The 23,413-nt window shown below is 55.2% G+C and carries 27 protein-coding genes; all 27 read right to left on the bottom strand.

Annotated features, from left to right (window positions below; genetic code table 11):
• Nucleotides 1-18 precede the first annotated feature (18 nt).
• The gene (locus IT084_RS11410; RefSeq protein WP_195712997.1) at nucleotides 19-1,272 is read right to left on the bottom strand and encodes an adenosylhomocysteinase; all 1,254 of its coding nucleotides are present in this window, start codon (nucleotides 1,270-1,272) and stop codon (nucleotides 19-21) included.
• 20 nt (nucleotides 1,273-1,292) lie between these two features.
• Nucleotides 1,293-2,324, bottom strand: a complete 1,032-nt coding sequence (gene mtnA / locus IT084_RS11405; RefSeq protein ID WP_195712996.1) for an S-methyl-5-thioribose-1-phosphate isomerase — start codon at nucleotides 2,322-2,324, stop codon at nucleotides 1,293-1,295.
• Between the two features lie 44 nt (nucleotides 2,325-2,368).
• Nucleotides 2,369-3,127 (bottom strand): S-methyl-5'-thioadenosine phosphorylase, encoded by a 759-nt coding sequence (mtnP, locus tag IT084_RS11400; protein ID WP_195712995.1) that lies wholly within the window; start codon nucleotides 3,125-3,127, stop codon nucleotides 2,369-2,371.
• 167 nt (nucleotides 3,128-3,294) lie between these two features.
• Nucleotides 3,295-4,236: a signal recognition particle-docking protein FtsY gene (ftsY, locus tag IT084_RS11395; RefSeq protein WP_195712994.1), complete on the bottom strand. Its 942-nt coding sequence runs from the start codon at nucleotides 4,234-4,236 to the stop codon at nucleotides 3,295-3,297.
• A gap of 14 nt (nucleotides 4,237-4,250) precedes the next feature.
• Nucleotides 4,251-4,958: a ribonuclease III gene (gene rnc, locus IT084_RS11390; protein WP_195712993.1), complete on the bottom strand. Its 708-nt coding sequence runs from the start codon at nucleotides 4,956-4,958 to the stop codon at nucleotides 4,251-4,253.
• A 1-nt stretch (nucleotide 4,959) separates the two neighbouring features.
• Nucleotides 4,960-6,213, bottom strand: coding sequence for a beta-ketoacyl-ACP synthase II (fabF, locus tag IT084_RS11385; protein WP_195712992.1), 1,254 nt, complete (start codon nucleotides 6,211-6,213; stop codon nucleotides 4,960-4,962).
• An 84-nt stretch (nucleotides 6,214-6,297) separates the two neighbouring features.
• Nucleotides 6,298-6,534 (bottom strand): acyl carrier protein, encoded by a 237-nt coding sequence (locus IT084_RS11380; protein WP_195712991.1) that lies wholly within the window; start codon nucleotides 6,532-6,534, stop codon nucleotides 6,298-6,300.
• A gap of 243 nt (nucleotides 6,535-6,777) precedes the next feature.
• Nucleotides 6,778-7,524, bottom strand: coding sequence for a 3-oxoacyl-ACP reductase FabG (gene fabG / locus IT084_RS11375; protein WP_195712990.1), 747 nt, complete (start codon nucleotides 7,522-7,524; stop codon nucleotides 6,778-6,780).
• A gap of 1 nt (nucleotide 7,525) precedes the next feature.
• A complete protein-coding gene (gene fabD / locus IT084_RS11370) occupies nucleotides 7,526-8,461 on the bottom strand; it encodes an ACP S-malonyltransferase (RefSeq protein ID WP_195712989.1) in 936 nt (311 codons plus the stop codon).
• Complete coding sequence (gene fabK / locus IT084_RS11365) at nucleotides 8,462-9,448, bottom strand: enoyl-[acyl-carrier-protein] reductase FabK (protein ID WP_195712988.1); 987 nt, start codon at nucleotides 9,446-9,448, stop codon at nucleotides 8,462-8,464.
• Nucleotides 9,432-10,439, bottom strand: a complete 1,008-nt coding sequence (locus IT084_RS11360; RefSeq protein WP_195712987.1) for a beta-ketoacyl-ACP synthase III — start codon at nucleotides 10,437-10,439, stop codon at nucleotides 9,432-9,434. The genes fabK and IT084_RS11360 overlap by 17 nt, the downstream gene beginning before the upstream one ends.
• Nucleotides 10,429-11,445, bottom strand: a complete 1,017-nt coding sequence (gene plsX, locus IT084_RS11355) for a phosphate acyltransferase PlsX (RefSeq protein ID WP_195712986.1) — start codon at nucleotides 11,443-11,445, stop codon at nucleotides 10,429-10,431. Before plsX ends, IT084_RS11360 begins: the two co-directional genes overlap by 11 nt.
• Nucleotides 11,429-12,019: a transcription factor FapR gene (gene fapR / locus IT084_RS11350; RefSeq protein ID WP_195712985.1), complete on the bottom strand. Its 591-nt coding sequence runs from the start codon at nucleotides 12,017-12,019 to the stop codon at nucleotides 11,429-11,431. The genes plsX and fapR overlap by 17 nt, the downstream gene beginning before the upstream one ends.
• A gap of 142 nt (nucleotides 12,020-12,161) precedes the next feature.
• Nucleotides 12,162-12,338, bottom strand: a complete 177-nt coding sequence (gene rpmF, locus IT084_RS11345; RefSeq protein WP_195712984.1) for a 50S ribosomal protein L32 — start codon at nucleotides 12,336-12,338, stop codon at nucleotides 12,162-12,164.
• A gap of 12 nt (nucleotides 12,339-12,350) precedes the next feature.
• Nucleotides 12,351-12,860, bottom strand: a complete 510-nt coding sequence (locus IT084_RS11340) for a DUF177 domain-containing protein (RefSeq protein WP_195712983.1) — start codon at nucleotides 12,858-12,860, stop codon at nucleotides 12,351-12,353.
• A gap of 200 nt (nucleotides 12,861-13,060) precedes the next feature.
• Nucleotides 13,061-14,782 carry a proline--tRNA ligase gene (locus IT084_RS11335; RefSeq protein ID WP_195712982.1) on the bottom strand — a complete coding sequence of 574 codons (1,722 nt, stop codon included), beginning with the start codon at nucleotides 14,780-14,782 and terminating at the stop codon, nucleotides 13,061-13,063.
• Nucleotides 14,769-15,845: a flavodoxin-dependent (E)-4-hydroxy-3-methylbut-2-enyl-diphosphate synthase gene (ispG, locus tag IT084_RS11330; protein ID WP_195712981.1), complete on the bottom strand. Its 1,077-nt coding sequence runs from the start codon at nucleotides 15,843-15,845 to the stop codon at nucleotides 14,769-14,771. Before ispG ends, IT084_RS11335 begins: the two co-directional genes overlap by 14 nt.
• A gap of 52 nt (nucleotides 15,846-15,897) precedes the next feature.
• Entirely contained in the window at nucleotides 15,898-16,938 is a 1,041-nt protein-coding gene (gene rseP, locus IT084_RS11325) for an RIP metalloprotease RseP (RefSeq protein WP_195712980.1), read from the bottom strand.
• Nucleotides 16,939-16,950: 12 nt separating this feature from the next.
• Nucleotides 16,951-18,120, bottom strand: coding sequence for a 1-deoxy-D-xylulose-5-phosphate reductoisomerase (locus tag IT084_RS11320; RefSeq protein WP_195712979.1), 1,170 nt, complete (start codon nucleotides 18,118-18,120; stop codon nucleotides 16,951-16,953).
• A 20-nt stretch (nucleotides 18,121-18,140) separates the two neighbouring features.
• Complete coding sequence (gene ytvI / locus IT084_RS11315) at nucleotides 18,141-19,223, bottom strand: sporulation integral membrane protein YtvI (protein WP_195712978.1); 1,083 nt, start codon at nucleotides 19,221-19,223, stop codon at nucleotides 18,141-18,143.
• A gap of 10 nt (nucleotides 19,224-19,233) precedes the next feature.
• On the bottom strand, nucleotides 19,234-20,022 hold the full coding sequence (locus IT084_RS11310) for a phosphatidate cytidylyltransferase (protein ID WP_195712977.1): 789 nt from the start codon (nucleotides 20,020-20,022) through the stop codon (nucleotides 19,234-19,236).
• Nucleotides 20,023-20,042: 20 nt separating this feature from the next.
• Complete coding sequence (locus tag IT084_RS11305; protein WP_313885467.1) at nucleotides 20,043-20,843, bottom strand: isoprenyl transferase; 801 nt, start codon at nucleotides 20,841-20,843, stop codon at nucleotides 20,043-20,045.
• Between the two features lie 55 nt (nucleotides 20,844-20,898).
• Nucleotides 20,899-21,066, bottom strand: coding sequence for a DUF362 domain-containing protein (locus IT084_RS11300; protein ID WP_195712975.1), 168 nt, complete (start codon nucleotides 21,064-21,066; stop codon nucleotides 20,899-20,901).
• A 2-nt stretch (nucleotides 21,067-21,068) separates the two neighbouring features.
• Nucleotides 21,069-21,272, bottom strand: coding sequence for a hypothetical protein (locus tag IT084_RS11295; RefSeq protein ID WP_195712974.1), 204 nt, complete (start codon nucleotides 21,270-21,272; stop codon nucleotides 21,069-21,071).
• A 2-nt stretch (nucleotides 21,273-21,274) separates the two neighbouring features.
• A complete protein-coding gene (frr, locus tag IT084_RS11290; RefSeq protein ID WP_395879756.1) occupies nucleotides 21,275-21,850 on the bottom strand; it encodes a ribosome recycling factor in 576 nt (191 codons plus the stop codon).
• On the bottom strand, nucleotides 21,810-22,553 hold the full coding sequence (gene pyrH, locus IT084_RS11285) for a UMP kinase (protein WP_195712972.1): 744 nt from the start codon (nucleotides 22,551-22,553) through the stop codon (nucleotides 21,810-21,812). The genes frr and pyrH overlap by 41 nt, the downstream gene beginning before the upstream one ends.
• 97 nt (nucleotides 22,554-22,650) lie before the next feature.
• On the bottom strand, nucleotides 22,651-23,304 hold the full coding sequence (tsf, locus tag IT084_RS11280; protein WP_195712971.1) for a translation elongation factor Ts: 654 nt from the start codon (nucleotides 23,302-23,304) through the stop codon (nucleotides 22,651-22,653).
• Nucleotides 23,305-23,413: the final 109 nt, after the last annotated feature.

Here is a 23,413-nt window from a genome sequence, read left to right as displayed (position 1 = left end):
GATCCCCCGTTTAATATTTTAATCGTGCCGCCATTCATTGATGTATCTGAATTGTTCCTCCGACAGCACATCGATGTTGATGCCCAGGGACTTCAGCTTGAGCTCCGCCACGCGGCTGTCGATTTCCGGCGACACGTTATAGACCTTCTTCTCCAGTTCCTTGCCGTGCCTGGCAATGTACAAAGCCGACAAGGCCTGCAGGGCAAAAGACATATCCATGATTTCCGCCGGGTGACCGTCTCCCGCCGCCAGGTTCACCAGCCTGCCCTCGGCCAGGAGGTACAGCCGCCGCCCGTCGGGGAGTAAAAACTCCTCGATGTTCCTGCGCACCACCCGGCGGGATACCGAGACCTGCTCCAGTTCCGGAATATTGATTTCCACGTCGAAATGACCGGCGTTGGCCATAATGGCGCCGTCCTTCATCCGCCTGAAGTGCCGCGCGTGCAACAAGTCCCGGCAGCCGGTTACGGTAACGAAAATATCGCCCACCGCAGCCGCGTCCTCACTGTGCATGACCCGGAATCCATCCATGTGGGCCTCGATAGCTTTAACCGGGTCGACTTCACAAACAATTACACTGGCGCCCAGCCCCCTGGCGCGCATGGCCACGCCCTTGCCGCACCAGCCGTACCCCATCACCACCACGTTTTTGCCGGCCACCACGAGGTTGGTGGTGCGCATAATCCCCGACCAGGTGGATTCCCCCGTGCCGTAACGGTTGTCGAACAAATGCTTGCAGCGGGCATCGTTGACCGCTATCATGGGGAAAAGTAATTTGCCCGCCCGTTCCAGGGCCCTCAACCTCAACACCCCGGTGGTGGTTTCTTCGGCGCCGCCCAGCACATCCCCGGCTAAATCATGCAGTTCGGTGTGCAACAGGTGCACCAGGTCCCCGCCGTCGTCGATGACCACATGGGGACGGTTTTGGAGCACCCGGTGCAGGTGCTCGAAGTACTCTTCGCTGGTGGCGTCGTACCAGGCGTAAACCTTTATCCCCTCCCGGGCCAGGGCCGCGGCGACATCGTCCTGGGTGGACAGGGGGTTGGACCCGGTGATGGCCACGTCGGCCCCGCCGGACTTGAGCACCTCGGCCAGGTAAGCCGTTTTGGCCTCCAGGTGAATGCTCATGGCCACCCGAATACCCCGGAAGGGCTGTTCCCTTTCAAATTCCTCCCGCAGCACGTTAAGCACGGGCATGTGGGCACGCACCCAGTCAATCTTCAGCCTTCCCTCCGGGTGCAGGTCGATATCGCGTACTATGTATTCGGACAAGAATAATCACCTCACCAGCACTATTTTGCGGCCAGGCCCGCCAGCGACTCCGTATACGGCGGGTAGGCCACCCCCCGGTCGGTGATAATGGCCGTGATCAACCTGGCCGGGGTAACATCGAAAGCCGGGTTCCAGATCTTGACCCCCGGCGGGGCCACCCTGACGCCGGCGAAATGGGTAATTTCCCGTTCATCCCGGTTCTCAATTGGTATATCCTCTCCGGAAGCCACGTTAAAATCGACGGTGGACATGGGGGCGGCCACGTAAAACGGTATCCCGTGCTCCCCGGCCAGCACCGCCACACCGTAAGTACCGATCTTGTTGGCCGTATCGCCGTTGGCGGCGATGCGGTCCGCGCCCACAATAACCAGGTCCACCTTACCCCGGGCCATCAGGTAACCGGCCATGTTGTCCGTAATCAGGGTGACCGGAATGTTTTCCTGCAGCATCTCCCAGGTTGTCAGGCGCGCGCCCTGCAGCAGCGGCCTGGTCTCGCCGGCGTAAACCTCCACCTGTTTGCCTGCCCTGTGGGCCGCCCGGATCACCCCCAGGGCGGTGCCCAGGCCCGCCGTGGCCAGCGCGCCGGCGTTGCAGTGGGTCAAAACGGAGGCCTTTTGCGGCACCAGCACCTGGCCGAATTCGCCCATCCTCCTGTTGCTTTCCAGGTCCTCCCGGTAAATGGCATGGGCCTCTTCAAGCAGCACCTCCTTGAGCACATCGACCCCCCCGGCGGTGTTCTTCATCACCCCGAGCAGCCTGTCCACGGCCCACTGCAAATTAACAGCCGTCGGCCTGGTGGCCGCGAGATCGCGCGCAATTTTCTCCACGGCCCGAATAAATTGTTCCCTGCCGGCAACATCGATTGCCGAGGCGCCGAGAGCCAGGCCGTAAGCCGCCGCGGCACCGATGGCCGGCGCCCCCCGCACGCTCAACCGGCGTATCGCCTCACAAACGGTTTCATAGCGGTCGCACCTGATATATTCCGTTTTTTCGGGCAGCAGCGTCTGGTCCAGGATCTCCAGGCGCCCGTCAACCCAGCGCATTGTATCCATAAAGAAACATTCCTTTCGGGAGTGTTATATCAACTTTCAACCTTTCAACACCCGGCACCACAAACCGCGTCCTCGTCGACGCTTTCAATGGCCGCCATCACCAGTTTCCTTAAATTATGCACGTTTTCATCCATAATATCGACGACCTCTTGGTGGGACAGCCTGGTGGCGGAAATTCCCGCAGCAAAATTGGTCACCATGGCAATGGTGGCGTAACAAATTTTGGCTTCCCTGGCCAGCACCACCTCGGGCACGCTGGTCATGCCCACCAGGTCCCCACCCAGCTGGCGAAACATGCGAATTTCCGCCGGCGTTTCGAACCGCGGCCCCTCGGTGCAGACGTAGGTGCCGGCGATATGGTGGGGCAGGCCATGCTTTTCAGCGGCCTCCCGCAGCACCTGCCGCAGCCGGGGACAGTAGGGATCGGTCATGTCCAGGTGCACAACCCCCTGTTCAACGAATGTTTGCGGCCTGGACTTGGTAAAGTCCAAAAACTGGTCCACAAAAACAAAATCCTTGGGTTTCATATCCTGGTTCAGGGAACCCACCGCAGCGGTGGCGAAAATATTTTTCACTCCCAGCATCCCCAGGGCGTAAATATTGGCCCGGTAATTGACCAGGTGCGGCGGCACGGAATGGTCTTCACCGTGCCTGGCCATGAAAGCCACCCGTTTCCCGTGGTAGCTGCCGATTTTTACCCTGGCCCGGCCAAAGGGCGTTTCAAGTTTCTCTTCCGTAATTTCCGTAAGAATATTGGGGTCGTATACACCGGTGCCCCCAATGATGGCAATTTTTACGCTCATCGCTTACCTCCATCCTCTTTTGTTATTAGCATAACGTTCAACTTAACCTACTATTCGCCCCGTTTCCAATTATTCCTTTCAGAAATGCCAAAAGCGGGCAATTTAAGCCCGCCAGTTTGGTCGTTGGTGGTTGGTCGTTGGTGGTTGGTATTGTGTATTGAGGGTGATCAGCTTGCCTGTTCCGTGGATTTGGTGTCCCTCTCAAACAGCGCGTCCACGAATTCCCTTGCGTTAAAGGGGCGCAGGTCGTCAATTCCCTCTCCAATTCCGATCAGTTTGATGGGGATGTCGAGGCTCTTTTTGACGGCCAGCACAACGCCTCCTTTGGCTGTGCCGTCCAGCTTGGTCAGGGCAACCCCGGTAACCCCCACCGCTTCCTTGAACAACCGGGCCTGGCTGATGGCGTTCTGCCCGGTGGTGGCGTCCACCACCAGCAACACCTCGTGCGGGGCTCCCGGCATTTCCCTGTCCAGTACCCGGCGAACCTTTTTCAGTTCATCCATCAAGTTGCTCTTGGTATGCAGCCTGCCCGCAGTGTCGATGATCACCACGTCAATTTTCCTGGCCCGGGCGGCCTGAAGCGAGTCGTAGGCAACGGCGGCGGGATCGGAACCCTCGGAATGCCTGATCACGGGCACGCCCACCCGGTTGCCCCAGATTTCCAGCTGGTCGATGGCGGCCGCCCGGAACGTATCAGCCGCGCCCAGCAGCACGCTTCTTCCATCTTCCTTGAAGAAATGGGCCAGCTTGCCGATGGTCGTGGTTTTACCCACCCCGTTGACACCAACCACCATCACCACAGCCGGTCTATCGCCATTGACGTTCAGGGAAGTTTCTTCTTCTCCCAGAATCGACTGCATTTGTTCCTTCAGCAGCGGCACCAGTTCGCCCGGGTCGCTGACCCGGCGCTTTTTCACCTCGTCCCGGAGGTGTTCAATCAACTCAACCGCGGTATCAATGCCCACGTCGGCCTGAATAAGCGTTTCTTCCAGTTCCTCATACAGGCTCTCGTCAATGGCTTTACGGCCGGTGACGATCGTTTCAATTTTCTCCACAAAATTCTTCCTGGTTTTATTGAGGCTTTCCTTTAACTTGCTGAAAAAACCCATAGTTTACCTCCAGTTCAGTGGCGGTCCGGATAATTTTCCAGAGCCATTTTAGCCGCCTGCTGCTCGGCTTCCTTTTTGGATTTACCGCGGCCCGACCCCATTCTTTTACCCCGGTATTCCACCACGGCGGTGAATGTTTTATCATGGTCGGGCCCCTGTTCGTCGATAATGGAGTAGCGGATGGGATCAGCGGCTTTGCGCTGCAGCAACTCCTGCAACTCGGTCTTGTAATCGCGCATCGCGTGGCCGGTTCTAACCTCTTCGATAATATCCGCCAGCTCCCGCAGCGCCACCCTGCGGGCCTCCTCCAGCCCGGCGTCCAGGTAGACAGCGCCCAGCAGGGCCTCAAAGGCGTCCGCCAGGATGGAGGGCCTGTCCCTGCCGCCGGAACGCTCTTCCCCGCGGCCCATCAGCATGTACCGCCCCAGTTCCAGGCGCCGCGCCACCGCGGCCAGGGAGGGCTCACAAACCGTCAGGGCCCGCATTTTGGTCAGTTCCCCTTCCGATTTATCGGGAAAAGCGCGGTAAAAGTAGTCGCTGACGATCAATTCCAACACGGCGTCGCCGAGATATTCAAGACGCTCGTTGTTGTGTTCACCCTGTTCCCTGTTTTCGTACGTGTAGGAACTGTGGATAAGAGCCCGGCGCAACAACCCGGGGTCACGCCAGGCATAATTCAAGCGTTTCTGTAATTCCTGCAATTCCGTATCGTTCCGGTCCATATCAGCCTTTCCTTTCGGGAGTGAATCTCTCAAACACCAGTGTGGCGTTATGCCCACCGAAACCGAATGAATTGGATAAGGCCACCTTTACATCAGCCTTGCGCCCGGTGTTGGGCACGTAATCCAGGTCGCATTCCGGGTCGGGCGCGGTGAGGTTGATCGTCGGCGGGATAAACCCTCTGCTGATAACCAGCACACAAACCGCCGCTTCGAGGCCGCCGGCCGCCCCCAGCAAATGCCCGGTCATGGACTTGGTGGAACTGACCGCCAGCCGGTGGGCATGATCCCCGAATACTTCCTTGATGGCCAGGGTTTCCAGCTTGTCGCCCAGGGGCGTGGACGTGCCGTGGGCGTTGATATAATCCACGGCTTCAGGAGCGATGCCGCTGTCCGCCAGGGCCATCCGCATGGCCAGAGCCGCCCCGGCGCCCTCCGGGTCAGGTGCCGTGATGTGGTAGGCGTCGCAGGAAGCCCCGTATCCCGTAATTTCGGCCAGTATTTCCGCCCCCCGGGCCAGGGCGTGTTCCATCTCCTCCAGCACCAGAATCACCGCGCCCTCACCAATGACAAAGCCGTCCCGCCCGGAATCAAAAGGCCGGCTGGCCAGCGAGGGTTCGTGGTTACGGGTGGAAAGGGCCTTCATGGAACAAAAACCGGCCACCGCCAGCGGCGTAATTGGCGCCTCGGACCCACCGCTGATCACTATATCCGCCTGCCCGTACTGAATCAGCTTGAACGCGTCGCCGATGGCGTTATTGCTGGAAGCACAGGCGCTGGTGGTCGTAACATTGCACCCGCGCAGCCCGTACCTGATGGCCACCTGGCCCGCGCCCATGTTGGAGATCATCATGGGGATGAAAAACGGGCTGATCCGGCCCGGCCCGCGCTGCATCAACACCCGGTGCTGGTCTTCCAGTGTTTCCAGCCCGCCCACGCCGGAACCCAGAATCACTGCCGCCCGGTCGCGGTTGATTTTATCCATGTTCAGCCCGGCATGTTCCACCGCCATGGCGGTGGCCGCCAGCGCGTAATGGGTAAAGCGGTCCATGCGCCGGGCTTCTTTGCGGTCGATAAAATCCGTGGGGTTGAAATTTTTAACTTCCGCCGCTATTTTACTGTCATATCCTTCCGTATCAAAACGGGTGATCGGCCCCACCCCGCTGACGCCGCCCGCAAGGTTGTTCCAGAATTCCTCCAGGCTGTTCCCCACCGGGGTGACGACGCCGATACCGGTTACAACTGCTCTTTTGGTCAAAACCGCACCTCCCAGGTGCAAATAATATTATTTCAAAAAAGCCCACCGGTCATGATCCGGCGGGGCTTTTTAATTATTTTCAAATTAAGCTTTATGCTCCTCGATATATTTAACTGCCTCTCCCACCTTGCGGATTTTCTCCGCATCCTCATCGGGAATCTGGATCTCAAACTCTTCCTCCAGCGCCATCACCAGTTCCACGATGTCCAGGGAATCAGCGCCCAGGTCGTCGACAAAAGAGGCCTCCATAGTAACTTCTTCCTCTTCCACACCCAGCTGCTCCACAATGATTTGCTTGACCCGCTCAAAAACCGACGCCACTATTTCACCCCCCTTCCGTAAATTTATACAATAACAATATTAATTTCGCTGCAAAAACCGGTACTTGTATCTGGCGTTCCGGCGGCATCAATCGTTCGTTTCGCAATTTTACTCTTGAGGCTGGTGATACTTGTAGTTAACGCTTACAACTTACTGCCCAACTACTTCTTCACGCCCCAAGAGGTCATGGCTTTGGGGCTATGACGGGTTCGTTGCCGCTTGACGCCCGGTCACCGGCGACCATTACTGCATGGTCATGCCGCCGTCCACCACGATGAGCTGGCCGGTGATATACCCGGCCGTCTCACCGGCCAGGAAAGCCACGGCGGCGGCCACTTCTTCCGGAGCGCCGAACCTGCCCAGGGGCACGTTTTGCAGCATCCGGGCCTTGTTTTCTTCCGAAAGTCCTGCGGTCATGTCGGTGGTGATATAACCCGGCGCCACGGCATTAACCGTGATATTACGGGAGCCCAGCTCCCGGGCCAGAGACCTGGTGAAACCCAGCAGGCCCGCCTTGGCCGCGGCGTAGTTGGCCTGGCCCGCATTACCGGTTAAACCAACCACCGAGCTGATGTTGATGATTCTGCCCCACCTGGCCTTGAGCATGGGTCGCATCACCGCCCGGGCGCAGTTGTAGGCCCCTTTGAGGTTGACGTTAATTACCGCGTCCCAATCCTCCTCGCGCAGGCGCGGCAGCAGGTTGTCCCTGGTAATACCGGCGTTGTTGACCAGGATGTCCACCCGCCCGTACTCGTCCAGAACCTGTTTCATCATTTGATTTACCTGCTCCTGGTCGGCAACGTCCGCTTTAATCACCAGCGCCCCGCCGCCGGCCTCGCGGATGGCGGAAGCCGTTTTTTCGGCCGCGGCCGCGTTGCCGGCATAGTTTACCACTACCACAGCGCCGCGCCGTGCCAGTTCCAGGGCGATGGCCCGGCCAATGCCCCGGGAAGCCCCCGTGACCACGGCCACTCTACCACCAAGGTCCATTTTACACGACCTCCTTCAGCAGGGCAATTATTTTTTCCGGCTCCACCGCGTCGCCAAAGGCGGCGGTGCGCGCGTCCCTGCTAATTTTTTTAACCAAACCGGTCAGCACCTGCCCCGGGCCCACTTCCACAAACACATCGTGGCCACCGGCCAGGAGCCGGCGCACGCTCTGCTCCCACAGCACGGGGCTGGAAACCTGGCGCACCAGGGCTTCCCGGACTTCACCGGCGGTGCTCGCGTATTCCGCGTTGACGTTGGCCACCACGGGAACCCGCGGGTCCCTGATCTCCACCCCGGCCAGTTCCCGGGCCAGCTTTGCGCCGGCGGGCTCCATCATGCTGCAATGGAACGGCGCGCTGACCTGCAATGGTATGCAGCGCTTCGCCCCCATTTCCTTGAAAATGACCTGCGCCCGTTCCAACGCCCGGTTTTCGCCGGCCACCACCACCTGCCCGGGACAGTTGAAATTGGCGGCCTCCACAATCCCGGCCCCCGCCGCCCGGCGGCAGCCCTCCATCACCTGATCCGCGGCCAGTCCCAGCACGGCCATCATCCCGCCCCGCCCCAGGGGCACGGCCTCCTGCATGTACTGCCCGCGCAGGCGCACCAGTCGCACCGCATCGCCAAACTCGAGAGCGCCCGCGGCCACCAGCGCGGAGTATTCCCCCAGGCTGTGCCCGGCCACGGCCGCGGGCCGGAACCCCCGCCGCTTGAGCAGTTCGTACATGGCCACGCTGACGGTCAATATGGCCGGCTGGGCGTTGGCGGTTTTCTGCAGCTCTTCCGCGGGGCCGTTAAAAATTAATTCCGTTAGCGGCAAATCCAGCTCCCGGTCGGCAATTTCAAATATTTCCCGGATAAAGTCGTATTTTTCGTATAAAGGTTTACCCATCCCCACAAACTGCGACCCCTGCCCGGGAAACATAAATACCGGCATTTAACCATTCACCACCCTGTCGCAAAAACCCTTGATGATTTGTTCCGCCCCGGTTACCACTTCCAGGATGATTTCCCGGGCGGGCTGGACCCGGCTCACCATGGATGACACTTGCCCGGCCATGACCGAGCCCATTTCCACGTCCCCTTCCTGCATGGCCAGCCTCAGCCGCCCCACGCCCAGCTTCTCAAATTCCTCGCTCCCGGCGCAGCGTTCTTCCAACTCCAGGAACTGCCTGGCCAGTTTATTCTTGAGCACCCTGACGGGATGACCGGTGGGCCGCCCGGTAACTACCGTGTCCCGGTCTTTGGCCCTGATCACCATTTCCTTGACCCGTTCATGGATGGTGCATTCCTTGGCACACATGAACCGGGTGCCCATTTGCACACCCTCGGCCCCCAGCATCAGCGCCGCGGCCATTCCCCGCCCGTCGAAAATGCCCCCGGCGGCGATGACCGGTATATCCACGGCGTCAACTATCTGGGGAACCAGGGCCATGGTGGTCAACTCCCCGATATGCCCCCCCGATTCCATACCCTCGGCGATAATGGCGTCAACCCCCGAGCGGGCCAGTCGTTTGGCCAGCGCCACCGAGGAAACCACGGGGATAACCTTGATCCCGGCTCCGTGCAAGAGCCCGAGATACTTGCCCGGGTTGCCCGCCCCGGTGGTGACCACGGAAACCTTTTCCTCAGCCAGCAGTTGCACGATCTCTTCAACGTGGGGGGAAAGCAGCATCACGTTAACCCCGAAAGGTTTATCTGTCAGTTCCTTGGCCTTTTTTACCTGTTCCCGCAACCACTGGGGCGGGGCCTGGCCCGATCCGATAATGCCCAGCCCACCCCCCTCGCTCACAGCGGCCGCCAGTTCAGCGGTGGAGACCCAGGCCATGCCGCCCTGAAGCACGGGGTATTTTATGCCCAGCAAGTCGCAAATACGAGTTTTAATGGCCTTACCCTCCTTGAGTCGATTATTTTTTGTAATCATACCATCTGATTAACAAGCCAGCCCAGGTGAGGCCGGCGCCGAAACCAACCATCACGACGTTGTCCCCGTCTTTGATCTTGCCTTTCTTTACAGATTCCTCCAGTGCCAGCGGAATCGATGCCGTGGAAGTGTTGCCGTACCGGTCGACATTGACGGCCACCCGGTCCATGGGTAAATTCATCTTCTTCGCGGCGTGTTCAATGATGCGGATGTTGGCCTGGTGCGGGATCAGAAAATCCACGTCCGCCCCGGTCAGCCCGGCCCGGCGCAGCACTTCCCGGGCGCCGTCCTCCATGGCCCGCACAGCAAATTTAAATACTTCCCGGCCGTTCATATGCACATAATGCAAACCTTTAGCCACTGTTTCAGCGGAAGCCGGCAGCCTGGAACCACCGGCCGGCATATACAGGTGGCGGGCACCGCTGCCATCCGCACCCAGCACGGTGGAAAGAATACCCCGGTCGCCTGGCACCTCGCGCAGCACAACCGCTCCCGCACCGTCGCCGAAAAGTACGCAGGTGTTACGGTCCTGCCAGTTGATGATCCTTGTCAGCGCCTCCGCCCCGACCACCAGCACCGTCCGCGCCGCACCGGCGGTGATAAACTGTGCTCCCACGGCGACCCCGTAGATAAAGCCGGTACAACCCGCCAGCAGGTCAAAAGCTCCGGCGCCGGCAGCCCCGATCCTGTCCTGCAACAGGCACGCGGTGGCCGGGAAAAGCATATCGGGTGTGTTGGTGGCCGCAATGATCAGATCGATCTCATCCGGCCCGATACCGGCATCTTCCAGCGCCCTTTGACACGCAACCAGCGCCAGGTCGGAAGCGGCCTCATCCGGAGAGGCCACCCGCCTCTCACGGATCCCCGTGCGGGCACGAATCCACTCATCGCTGGTATCCACCATTTGTTGCAGTTCTTCATTGGTAAGCACTCGCTCGGGCACGTAAGTCCCCAGCCCCACAATACCCGCTCGGGGTTGATCACATTTCATTGACAAACTCGACCTCTCCAACTGGATTGTTCAGGCTGGCGCCAATGGAACCGACAAGTCCGGTTTCAACCGACTCCCTGGCCCGGTTAATGGCGTTTTTAATGGCCAGGGCCCGGGAACTGCCGTGGCACACTATGGCCACCCCGTTGACCCCCAGGAGCGGCGCACCGCCGTACTCGGAATAATCCAGCCTTTTTTTGAGATTCTTCAACGCGGGCAGGGCCAGCACGGCCCCGATTTTAGACAGCCCGCTCTGTTGCAGTTCGTTTTTAATCATTTTCATTAATACCGTCGCCAGGCCTTCGCCGGTTTTCAGCACCACGTTGCCCACAAACCCGTCGCAAACCGCCACATCAACGGTGCCTTGAAAAACATCCCTGCCCTCGATGTTGCCGTAGAAGTTCAAACCGGATTCGCGCAACAGCGGGTATGTTTCCTGGGTCAGTTCGTTGCCCTTGGTGCTTTCCTCCCCCACGTTGACCAGGCCCACCCGGGGATTTTCCACTCCCAAAACATTCCGCGCGTAAAGGGAACCCATGACTGCAAACTGCAGGAGATGCTTGGGCTTGCAATCAACATTGGCTCCCACGTCAAGCAATATGGTTACACCCCGTTCGGTGGGCAGTACCCCCGCAATGGCCGGGCGATCGATGCCGGGGATGCGTCCCCAACGCAAAAGCGCCGCCGCCATGGTGGCGCCGGTGCTCCCGGCGGAAACCATGGCGGCAGCATCGCCGCTGCGCACCAGTTCCGCGGCGATCACCACCGACGCGTTTCTTTTGCGGCGCACCGCCGTTGCCGGGGCTTCCTCCATGGCGATAAATTCGGGAGCGTGGACGATTTCCAGTCCGGCGCACGGTTCCAACAGCTCAAGTTCCTGCCGCAAGATATCCTGGTTGCCCACCAGGATTACTTTCTGGCCGGTTTCCCGGCATGCTTCCCAGGCGCCCCTTACGATTTCCCGGGGCGCGTAATCGCCACCCATGGCATCAAGGGCTATTTTCAAGTCGTCGTACCTCCTCGGACAGGTCAAAAACCAGGAATTTTCCCTGGAAAACCAGTTCGTCCTTAACATAAGATGAAATCCTTACCATATATTTATTACCTTTTTTCCTGGTGATAATCGCCCTGGCCAGTACTTTTTCCCCTTTGAACACCGGCCTTTTAAAGCTTACCTTGGCGGTACCGGTAAGGGCCACATCGGTGTCGATGAGAGCCAGGGCCAGCGAGTTGGCCTGAGCGAACAGGTACCGCCCGTCCAGCACCCGCGTCTTCTGGAGAGTCATCTCTTCAGTGACGTTGAGTATGGACAACCCTTCCCGGCCCACCTCGAGTTCCACCAGCTCACCCACGATTTCCTTGCCCGTTATGGCCCGCAAATGGCGGTAAACCCCCCGGGCCATTTTTTTCACCCGCTCCCGCATCTCGGGGATGTTTAAATCCGCCCTGTCCAGCCTGATGGTCTGAATACTCACCCCCAGTATATGGGCCAGGTCCTCGTCGGTTAAAAAAGGATTACCCTGCAGGTACCTGCTTAAAAGCCTGTGTCTTTCCAGTTTTGCCTGACCGTTCTTACTCATGTTAAACACCTGTTTGAGCATACCTGATTATTATTAGTACCAGGTACTAATGCAGAGTATACCTCAGCTGGGAGCAAAAAGCAACTGCCCGTGACATAAAAAAATAAGCTCTTTTTCGAGCTTATTTTTAACAATCCTTCCTTTATTTAACTGCAACTGCTTTCCTTCCCTTATAGTACCCGCACTCCGCGCAAGCCCGGTGCGGCACTATCAGCTCATGACATTGCGGGCATTCCACCAGCTTGGGGGCTTCAATTTTTTGTTGCGCCCTGCGCTGCCGGTTACGTTGTTTGGATCTTTTCCTCTTGGGTACTCCCATGTCTCCACCCCCTTATTTCAGTAGTTCCTTGAGTTTGGCCATGCGTAGATCAATATTCTCCTGAACGCAGTCGCATTGTTTCTTGTTCAGGTCGGTTCCGCATACGGGACATAAACCACGGCATTGTTCCGAACAAACAAAGCGCATGGGTAAATTGAGTATAATGGCGTTTTCCACCTCCGGCGTAATATCTATTGTATCGCCGGAAAAGGAAATCCAGTCCTCCCTTAAGGGACCGGGCACCGGCTGAGACCGGTCGTAATAGGTTTCCGAAAAATCCGGACTCAGAGATAGGACAAAGTTCCCCAGGCACCGGCCGCACTGCACTTCCAGGTCGACCGTAAAACTGCCTTCCACCGTGATGGCGTTGCCCACGTTGGTTAGCGTCAGGTCAAAATGCGCCGGTTTAAGTAAATTTATTTCATTGCCGTCCACGGGTATCGGGGACAGATCGCTGTCAAAGGAAACCCGTTTCCGCTCCCCTTTGACCTTCTTTAAACGTTCAACATCCAAAAAGGGCATGAATTACCCCTCCTGCTATTCAACAGGTAAAATTATATAAACATGAATGATCTTTGTCAAGACAACAAAGAACCGCTAGAACCGCTAGACTCACCCGTCTTTCGCCGAACATATGCCGGTTGTCCACCGGCCGGTTTTACCCCGGTGGTTTTGGGAGTATTTCATATACCGCATTACGAAACCGGAAGTTACGGGTCAATTTAACCAGCGGCCAGTTCCCGCAATTTAGATTTAACGGCATTAACCACATCACCCAGCGGCACCATCATTGTTTGTTCCTCAAGCCGCGAATATAATTCCACTTTACCCTCCGCCAAACCTTTTGCTCCAACGGTGATGCGGATGGGGTAACCTACCAGGTCCGCATCCTTGAATTTGACCCCGGCCCGTTCCGGCCTGTCGTCAATTACCGTTTCCACCCCGCCGGTGACGAGATTTTGGTAAATTTCCTCGGCGGCGTTAACCTGGTCTTTATCCTTGGTGCTCACCGGAACCACGATAACGTGGTAAGGCGCGATTTGTACGGGCCACTTAATGCCCCGCTCGTCGTGATTTTGTTCAACGGCGGCGGCCATGGTTCTGGTCACACCGATACCGTAACAACCCATGATAAACGGCCTGGCTTTACCATTTTCATCTAAAAAAGTGGCCCCCAGGGCCTTGCTGTACTTGTCGCCCAGTTTAAAGATTTGACCCACTTCGATCCCTTTGGCCTCGTGCAGGCCTGCGCCACACACAGGGCATGGTTCGCCGGCCTTGACCAGGCGGATATCTGCAATTATGTCCGGTTTAAAGTCCCTGCCGGGATTAACGTTGACCAGGTGGTAATCGTTTTCGTTGGCACCGCATACAGCATTTGCCAGCGTCATAACCTCGCGGTCCGCTACCAGTTTGACACCCTTCAAATTGACCGGACCGGCAAATCCAGCCGGGGCACCGGTTACCCTTAAAACCGTCTCTTCATCCGCCAGGTCCAACCTGATACAACCCAGGGCGTTATAAAGCTTGACTTCGTTAATTTCCCGGTCGCCCCTTACCATTGCAGCCACAGTTTCCTTTTCGGTGGAGTAAATCATGGTTTTAATCATTTTCTCGGGCGGAAGCTTTAAAAACAATGCAACTTCCTCAATGGTGCGACAGTCCGGCGTGCTTATTTTTTTCATTTCCAGGGGTGCCATATTGCCGGTTGAAGTGGAAGCAACCGCCTCGGCCCGCTCCTCGTTGGCAGCGTAACCGCACTCATCGTTTTCGCAATATAAAATCGTGGCCTCGCCCGATTCAGCCAGTACCGCAAACTCATGAGTATCGCTTCCTCCGATGGCCCCGGAATCCGCCACCACGGGCCTGAAGCGCAACCCGCACCGACGAAAAACATTGGTATACGCTTCAAACATCTTATTATAGCTGATGTCCAAACCCGCCTCGTCCCGGTCGAAGGAATACAAATCCTTCATAATAAACTCCCTGCCGCGCAGCAGGCCGAAACGAGGCCGGCGCTCATCGCGGTACTTGTTTTGAATTTGGTACAACAGCAGGGGCAGTTGCTTATAGGAATTAATCTCACCCCGGATTAAGGCCGTAATAATTTCCTCGTGGGTGGGGCCCAGGCAAAAGTCCCTGCCGTGCCTGTCCTTGAGTCTGAATAATTCAGGGCCGTACACGTCCCAGCGTCCCGATTCATGCCAAAGTTCCGCGGGTTGGATAATGGGCATCATCAGTTCCTGCCCGCCCTGCCTGTCCATCTCTTCCCTGATAATTTGCTCGATTTTACGAATCACTCGCCAGGCCAGGGGCAGCAGTGTGTAGACGCCGGCCGCCGCTTTGCGAATAAAACCCGCGCGCAGTAGCAATTGGTGGCTCACCACCTCCGCTTCCGCGGGCAACTCCCGCAGGGTCGGCATTAACAGATTAGAAACCCTCATCCCGATTCCTCCCATTAACAAGATCGTCTATTTCCTTGACCAGCTCTTCCACCAGCAATGCTTCAGGAACTTTCCTGATCACCCGGCCCTTTCGGAAAATCAGGCCCTCTCCCTTGCCGCCGGCGATACCGACATCGGCATGCCTGGCCTCACCCGGGCCATTTACGACGCAACCCATCACCGCAACCCGGAGCGGCATATCCAGCCCGGCCAGCCGGTCTTCCACCGCGCATGCGATGTTAATCAAATCAATTTGCGTCCTGCCGCAAGTAGGGCAGGAGATTATTTCCACCCCGCGACGTCTTAACCCCAAAGCCCTTAATATTTCATAAGCCGCCCGCACTTCCTGAATGGGGTCGCCCGTAAGGGAAACCCGGATGGTGTCCCCGATGCCTTCCCATAACAGGATTCCGATCCCCACGGCCGATTTAATGCTGCCCCGGAGCACCGTTCCCGCCTCTGTCACGCCGACATGCAGGGGGTAGTCCACTTTACCGGCAAGCAAGCGGTAGGCGTTGATCATTAACGGCACGTCCGAAGCTTTAAGCGATATTTTAATGTCGAAAAAATTCAGGTCCTCCAGAATAGCTATGTGTCTCAGCGCACTCTCCACCATGGCTTCCGGGGTTATTTCCCCGTCTCCCGCCAGGTCCTTTTCCAACGATCCGGCATTGACGCCGATACGAATCGGAATCTTTTTTCGCCCGGCCGCCTTGACAACCTCCGCCACCTTATCCCTGCCGCCAATGTTGCCCGGGTTGATGCGCAGCCCGTCCACCCCCGCTTCGATGGCCGCAAGGGCCAGCCGATAATCGAAGTGGATATCGGCCACAAGCGGAATGGTTATGTTTTTCTTGATTTCAGACAGCGCCCGGGCGGCTTCCCGGTCGGGTACGGCAACCCTGACAATTTCGCAACCGGCCTGAACAAGCCGACGGATTTGCGCTATGGTCGCGGCGGCGTCGCGAGTGTCGGTATTGGTCATGGACTGCACGGAAACGGGGGCGTCCCCACCCACTGTTACCCCGCCCAGTTGCACCGGCCTGCTTTTTCTGCGCTTCATTTGGATTAAACCTCCGGGTTGATGATGTCGTTGAGCCTGGTTGTCCCCACCGTCAAGGCCCCCCGGGATTTTGAATAAAGAGTTGAATAATGTCATTATACGTTATTACTACTATCATCAGCAAAAGAAATCCAAAACCAACCAGGTGAATGAAATTTTCCTTGGCCGGATCTACGGGACGCCCGCGCAAACCTTCAAAGCCGAGAAACATAATCCTGCTACCGTCCAAAGCGGGAATGGGGAGCAAGTTAAACAACCCAAGGTTGATACTCAAAAAGGCCGCCAGTTGCAGCAGGTAAAAAATCCCTTTTTGGGCCGCCTGGTCGATTTCCCAAATTACCCTGACCGGCCCGCCAAGATCGGCTGGGGCCTGGCCCTCGATCATTCTGCCGATGAAATCCAGGATTAATACCGTTACCCTGAACGTCGACTCCGCACCACCTGCCAGCGCGGCAACGGGGTTCAATTGTTTTAAATCCCTGCCCGGGTAAAAACCAATCATCCCCCGGCCGCCTTCTCCAACCTTGGGCACCACGTCTACCGTTAATTTGTTTCCATCCCTCATCACCACCATGGTTATCCGTTCACCGGGCCGGTTGTTTATTGCCGAGGTGATATCGTTCCAGGAATCAATTTTTTCCCCTTCTATGGAGTAAATTACGTCACCGGGCTTCAGGCCCGCCTTGTCGGCCGGGTCCCCGGGAATTATCTCCGCTATTGTTGTGTTGGGCACCGGGTAGCCCAGAAACATGAAGATCAATGCCAGCAATAATACCGCCAGAAGAAAATTCATTAAAGGGCCGGCCGCGATTACGGCCATCCGCTGGGCAACAGTTTTATCACCAAATCCCTTGCCGGGCTCGATGTCCTTTTCCTCGGGATCCATACCGGCCATACGCACAAAGCCGCCCAGCGGCAGCAAGCGCAGGTTGTATATTGTTCCACTCCGCGAAACCCCGAATAACTTCGGCCCAAAACCCAGGCTAAACTCATATACTTTTATGCCCACTGCTTTGGCCACGGCAAAATGACCCAGTTCATGGAAAAATATTAATATCCCAAATACAAAAACAGCTGCCCAAAAAGTTGTCATAAACGTCATCCTTTACAAAGTAAATGATGCGGTACCGGCGCATAGCTCATCCGCTTTCCGGCGGGCCCAGCCGTCCGCTTCCAGGATTTCTTCCAGAGTGCCGTACTTAGTTGCATTATGCCCGTGCATTACTTCTTCCACCACTTTGGGGATGGCCATAAACCCGATTTTTCCGGCCAGAAAGGCCGCCACCGCCACCTCGTTGGCGGCGTTCATCACGGCGGGCATGGTACCCCCGGCCCTTCCAGCCTCGTAGGCCAGGGATAGGGCGGGAAAGCGTTCAAGGTCGGGCGTTTCAAAGGTCAGGCTGCGAATCGGCCATTGTAACTTGGGTACATTCGATGCGGGGCGCCCGGGATAGGTCAACGCATACTGAATGGGCAACCGCATGTCGGGAACGGCCAATTGCGCCATCACGGACCCGTCGTTGAACTCCACCATGGAATGGATGATACTTTCCGGGTGAATCACCACTTTGATTCGATTATAGTCAATGTTGAACAGCCACCTGGCTTCGATAACTTCAAGGCCCTTGTTCATTAAAGTGGCCGAGTCCACCGTGATCTTGGGCCCCATCTTCCAGTTGGGGTGTTCCAGCGCCATGGCCGGTGTGATACCCGCCATCTTTTCGCGCTTAAACAGGCGAAACGGCCCGCCGGAAGCCGTAAGGATGATCTGGGAGACGTCTTCGCAATTTTCACCGTTCAGGCACTGCCAGACGGCCGAATGTTCGCTGTCCACCGGCATGATCGCCGCTTTGTGTCGCTGTGCCAGGCTCACCACCAGCTCACCGGCGGCAACCAGGGTTTCCTTATTGGCCAGGGCAATATTTTTCCCGCACCGGATGGCCGCCATGGTGGGCTTCAGGCCTATCGCGCCCGAAACGGCGGTTAAAACGGTATCCGCTTCCGGAAACGTGGCCGTGGCCAGCAAACCTTCATTTCCACAATATACTTCGGTGCCGGATTCTCTACCTAGCACTTCCCGCAGCCAGACGGCATCCTCTTCTTTGGACACGGACACCAGCTGTGGTTTGTACTTTTTTACCTGCCGCAGCAGCAGTTCCCTGTTCCGCCCCGCCGCCAAGGCCACCGGCCTGATTTCGCCCGCAAATTGATCCACAACCTGCAGAGCCTGCTGTCCAATCGACCCCGTACTGCCCAAAATAGCAATTCTTTTCATAACCGGCTCCATTCCATCTTTTATTTATGAACGGACTGTACCGCTTTAACGGTGGCTTGTACTGCAACAACCATAATCGGTCCCAACACAAGCCCCAGCACACCGATTGTTTTCAACCCGATATACATGGCCATTAATACCGCCAGGGGGTGCAATCCAAGATTGACTGCAACCACCTTGGCCTCCATTACCGCTCTTACAACCATTACCAATAAATATAATACCGTCAATTTCAGTCCCAGCACAATATCCGTCGTGATAAAAGCCCAAGCGGCCCAGGGGATGTATATGGTACCCGGACCCAACACCGGAATCATGTCAAAAATACCCACAAGCAAACCCAGGGTCAAGGCGTAATCAGTACCAATAATATGTAAACCCACAATACTGATCAGGGTGGTAATGGAAATTAGAATAAATTGCGCGCGCACGTAGGATTGAAACGCGACGGCAACCTGCTTGCTGATTTCCATCGTACGTTTCCCCCACGGCGGGGGAACCAGTCTTAGCCACATGTTCGCAATCTTGTTCCTGTCCTTGCTGAAAAAGTATGTTGTAACCAAGCTGATGATAATCACCATAATGGCACCGGGCACCATACTGACGAAATGAACCAAAACAGACAACAAGTCCCGCACCAGGTGCTGCGCCGTTATGGTCAAGCCATTGATCGTGTCCTGTAGATTGCTGGTGATGCCTTTGGGCAGGGTTCCGTAAAACAATACGCCCTTTTCCACCCAGGTGTTAAAAAGGTTTTCTATCGTTGTGATTTTTTCCGGAAGCACCAGGTACAGATCGTTCAACTCTTTGACCAATCTTAAGATCAGTAATGTTAAAACAGTGCCTATACCACCAAAAAACACCAGCATGGCCAGTGGAACAGCAATTAACCTGGAAACCCTGTTTCCCCGGCTGAAATACACAACCAGCGGTTCCATAAACACGCTGAATATGGCAGCCAGTAAAAAAGGAAACAACACCACGAGGAAATATTTCAGCCAGGAAAATATTTCGGGCACCACGTATCTTAAAGCGAGATAGATTGCCAGCAGTGTAACCGTCCCCGCCAGCACGTATAGTATATTTTGTACCGCTCGCGGCACTAAATTCACCTCAGCTTATTATAATCAACCCCACAAAGTGGTATACCAGGGGAGCAGTAAAGAGCATGCTGTCAAAACGGTCCAAAATTCCCCCGTGTCCGGGGATCAACCTGCCCGCATCCTTGATACCGGCCTGACGCTTTAATGCCGACTCCACAAGATCGCCCACTTGGCCTGCTATTCCCACCAGGGCGCCCAGCAGCAATACCGGCAATAATGGGAGATGAGAGGAAAAAAAGATCACCAGCAAAGCGGCTAAAATGCTGCCCAGCACACCGCACACAGCCCCTTCCACGGTTTTTCCGGGACTTAGAGTGGGTGCCATGCGATGCCGCCCCCATTTGCACCCGACCAGGTAAGCCACAGTGTCGTTGGCCCAGGTACAAACCAGCAATAAAATCAACCATACCCTGCCATTGTCCAGGGTACTAAGCAAAAAAAGATAGCTTATTAGTCCCACATACAATGTACTTAAAAAAGTCACTGCGATATCCTGTGGCGAAAAACGGGGATAAAATAAAACCATTGTTAAAAGATTTAAAACTAAAATGGCAACCACGCCGGCGCCTGGATACCCCTGTTTATATTGATATGCCGCAACCAGTAAAATAAGACAACCGGCCAAAGCCAGGGCTATTGGCACTTGCAGTTGGATTTGCGAAAAAATACGGTTAATTTCCCTGATACCCAGCAACATTAATGCTGCGGTTACGGCGATTAACGGAACGCCGCCGTACCACACCGCAGCAATCAGCAGGGGAATCCCGATTAACGCGCTAAGCAACCTCTGCCAAAACACTCAATCACCAACCACGGTAACTAATTATGCAACAGCCCGCCGAAACGCCTTTCCCGGCGCTGGTAATCCAGCAACGCTTGTAATAATTCCTTCCTACCGAAATCCGGCCACATGGTGTCCGTTAGCCAAAATTCGGTGTACGCCAGTTGCCAGAGCAAAAAATTACTGACCCGGTAATCGCCCGACGGCCTGATCAACAAGTCCGGATCGGGTTGACCGGCAGTATACAAGTGCCGGGCGATCTCCTGTTCATTTATTTCATCAATGGTCAACTCACCGTCGACCAGTTTTTGCCCAATTTCCTTGGCGGCTTTGATCAACTCCGCCCTACCGCCGTAATTAAGCGCAACGTTAAAAACCAGCCCGGTATTGTTTTCGCTTTTTCGAACCGCCATTGTTACCGCTTCCCGGGCATGCTCCGGAAGTTCCGATATAATCCCCATCGGGTTGATCCTCACATTGTTGGCGCACAACTCGTCGATTTCCTTGTATAGATATTCCACCAACAAATTCATTAATATATTGATTTCCTCGCGGGGCCTTTTCCAGTTTTCCGTAGAGAAAGCGTAGACGGTAAGGTGTTTCAATTTTAGTTCCACACAGAGCTTGACCACTTCCCGCAACGATTTTACGCCCGCTCTATGTCCAAACGAACGGGGCATTCCTTTTTTTGTGGCCCACCTGCCGTTGCCATCCATAATTATGGCTACATGGGCCGGTAGCCTGGATAAATCCAGTTGCCTCATTAATTCCTTTTCCAAGTTGTTGTCATCTTGTTGAATGGAATTTTTGCAGCGAATGCCCCGCAAACGTTTAAACACATTACCGCCCCCTTTACTATAAAACAACCCCCTCCGGAAACGAGGGGGGTATCCACTATTCTTCAATAATGGCTCCGGTGGGGCATTCATCTATACATGTTCCGCAATTTTCACACTTATCGGGGTCAATCTTGTAAATATCCCCCTCCATAATCGCCTCGTTTGGACAGGACTCCAGGCAAGTTCCGCATGCCAGGCATTCATCGGTAATTCTATAGGCCATTTCTACACCCCCTTCCCTGTAGCTTCTCGAGCAGCCGTTAATAAAAACCTGTTGTCAGGAAGTTCCAGGCAACGTATCACCCGGTATGGCCCCCCGGGTTCGCCCCGGGGCGGCGCAACATATTCCACTTTTACCGTCCATCCGGACGCACGGCACATGGCAAGCGCCCGTTCAAGTTCCATGGCCAAAAGGTCCGAACATTTCATTTTTAAACCGTCATGATTTCTTTTTCTTTTGCGGCGGCCAAGTTGTCAATTTCCTTTATGTATTTATCGGTGAGCTTTTGCACTTCATCCTGCAGGCGCCGCAGCTCATCCTCCGATATTTCGCCGTTCTTTTGCCGGTTTTTCAAGTTGTCATTTGCGTCCCGTCTCAAATTGCGCACGGCAACACGGCCCTCTTCCGCCTTCTTTTTCACAACCTTGACCAGTTCGGTTCTTCTTTCCTGGGTTAATTGCGGTATAGTCAACCTGATGACGTTGCCGTCGCTGGCAGGTGTAATGCCTAAATCCGATTTCAAAATCGCCTTCTCAATTTCCGGCAACACCGTCTTATCCCAAGGCTGAATTACCAGCAGCCGTGCTTCCGGCGCGGTAACATTGGCCAGCTGGTTTATCGGCGTCGGCGTGCCATAATACTGCACCATTATCTTTTCCAATAATGACGGAGTAGCCCGGCCCGCCCGCAACGAAGCCAATTCCTTGTTGACCACTTCCACCGTTTTTTTCATGTTCTTTTCAGTTTCAGCCAGTAGTGGATGCGCCAATGATGTCACCCCCAACATATGTTCCTACTTCTTCTCCCATAACAGCTTTTTTAATATTACCGCTTTCATTCAGGTTAAAAACCACCAGTGGAATACGATTATCCATACAAAGAGAAGTAGCGGTGGAATCCATCACGCCAAGCCCTCTGTTTAAAAGGTCAATGTAACTAAGTTTGTGAAACTTCTTGGCATCAGCGTTTTTCAAGGGGTCGGAATCGTAAACGCCGTCAACCCGCTTGGCCATTAAAATCACGTCGGCCTCTATTTCTGCCGCGCGCAGTGCCGCGGTAGTATCGGTGGAAAAATAGGGGTTGCCGGTACCAGCGGCAAAAATCACTACGCGTCCCTTTTCCAGGTGCCTGATGGCTCGCCTGCGAATATAGGGTTCGGCAACTTCCCTCATTTCAATGGCCGTCTGAACCCTGGTATCGACATTTTGCTTGGTCAGTGCATCTTGCAATGCCAGTGAATTGATCACCGTGGCCAGCATACCCATATAATCTGCGGTTGCCCGGTCCATGCCCTTGGCGCTGCCCGCCACACCCCTCCAGATATTACCCCCGCCGACAACAATGGCCACTTCCACTCCCAATTGTACGACTTCCTTAATTTGCACGGCTATAGAATAAACCACTTCGGGATCAATGCCGTAGCCCTTGGAACCCGCCAAAGCCTCGCCGCTCAGTTTTAAAATGACCCTTTTGTGCCTGGGTACATCCATTTGGGATATTTAACCTCCGTCATACCATTTTTAGTATTTCTACAAGAAATATTTTTTTCCTTTTGAATTAAAACCCCCAATGAATGATAATTTAAAATTATTTTCCAGCCTGGGCCGCCACTTCCGCAGCAAAGTCATTCTTTCTCTTTTCCAGGCCCTCGCCCAGCTCGTAGCGCGCAAACCTGCGAACGGAAATGTTCTCACCGATGGTGGCTATTTTTTCCGTAATAAGTTGTTTGATAGTTTTCTCATTATCCTTGATAAAGGGCTGTTCCAGCAGGCAAACTTCCTTGTAAAACTTTTCAAGACGTCCTTCAACCATCTTTTGGATTATCTTTTCCGGCTTGCCTTCGTTGGCAGCCTGAGCTGCTAAAATTTCCTTTTCCCTGGCAACGACCTCCTCCGGCACTTCCTCCCTGCTGATATACTCGGGGCGGGCAGCAGCAATTTGCATGGCGATATCCCTGACTAGCGATTTAAACTCATCGGTTTTGGCTACAAAATCGGTCTCGCAGTTTACCTCAACCAACACGCCGATTTTGCCCCCGGCGTGAATGTAAGAGTCAACTAATCCCTCTGCGGTAATCCTGCCCGCTTTTTTAGCCGCGGCAGCCAGTCCTTTTTCCCGCAGAAAATCAACAGCCTTTTCCATGTTCCCATCGGTAGCCGCCAGCGCTTTTTTGCAATCCATCATTCCCGCACCGGTTCTTTCTCTTAATTCTTTTACCATTGCTGCAGTTATTTCAGCCATGGAAAAAATCCCCCTTTGCCATCTTTTTCCTTGTAATTAATTATTATAACCTTTTTTAATAAAATAATAACAGACAGAAAAAAGGCAGGGGTTATCCATACAGGTTAAT

Source organism: Desulfallas sp. Bu1-1, assembly GCF_015594625.1.
Classification (GTDB): domain Bacteria; phylum Bacillota; class Desulfotomaculia; order Desulfotomaculales; family Desulfallaceae; genus JADNRQ01.
Note: the sequence above shows the minus strand (reverse complement) of the source record. Positions and strands in the feature narration are given on the sequence as shown.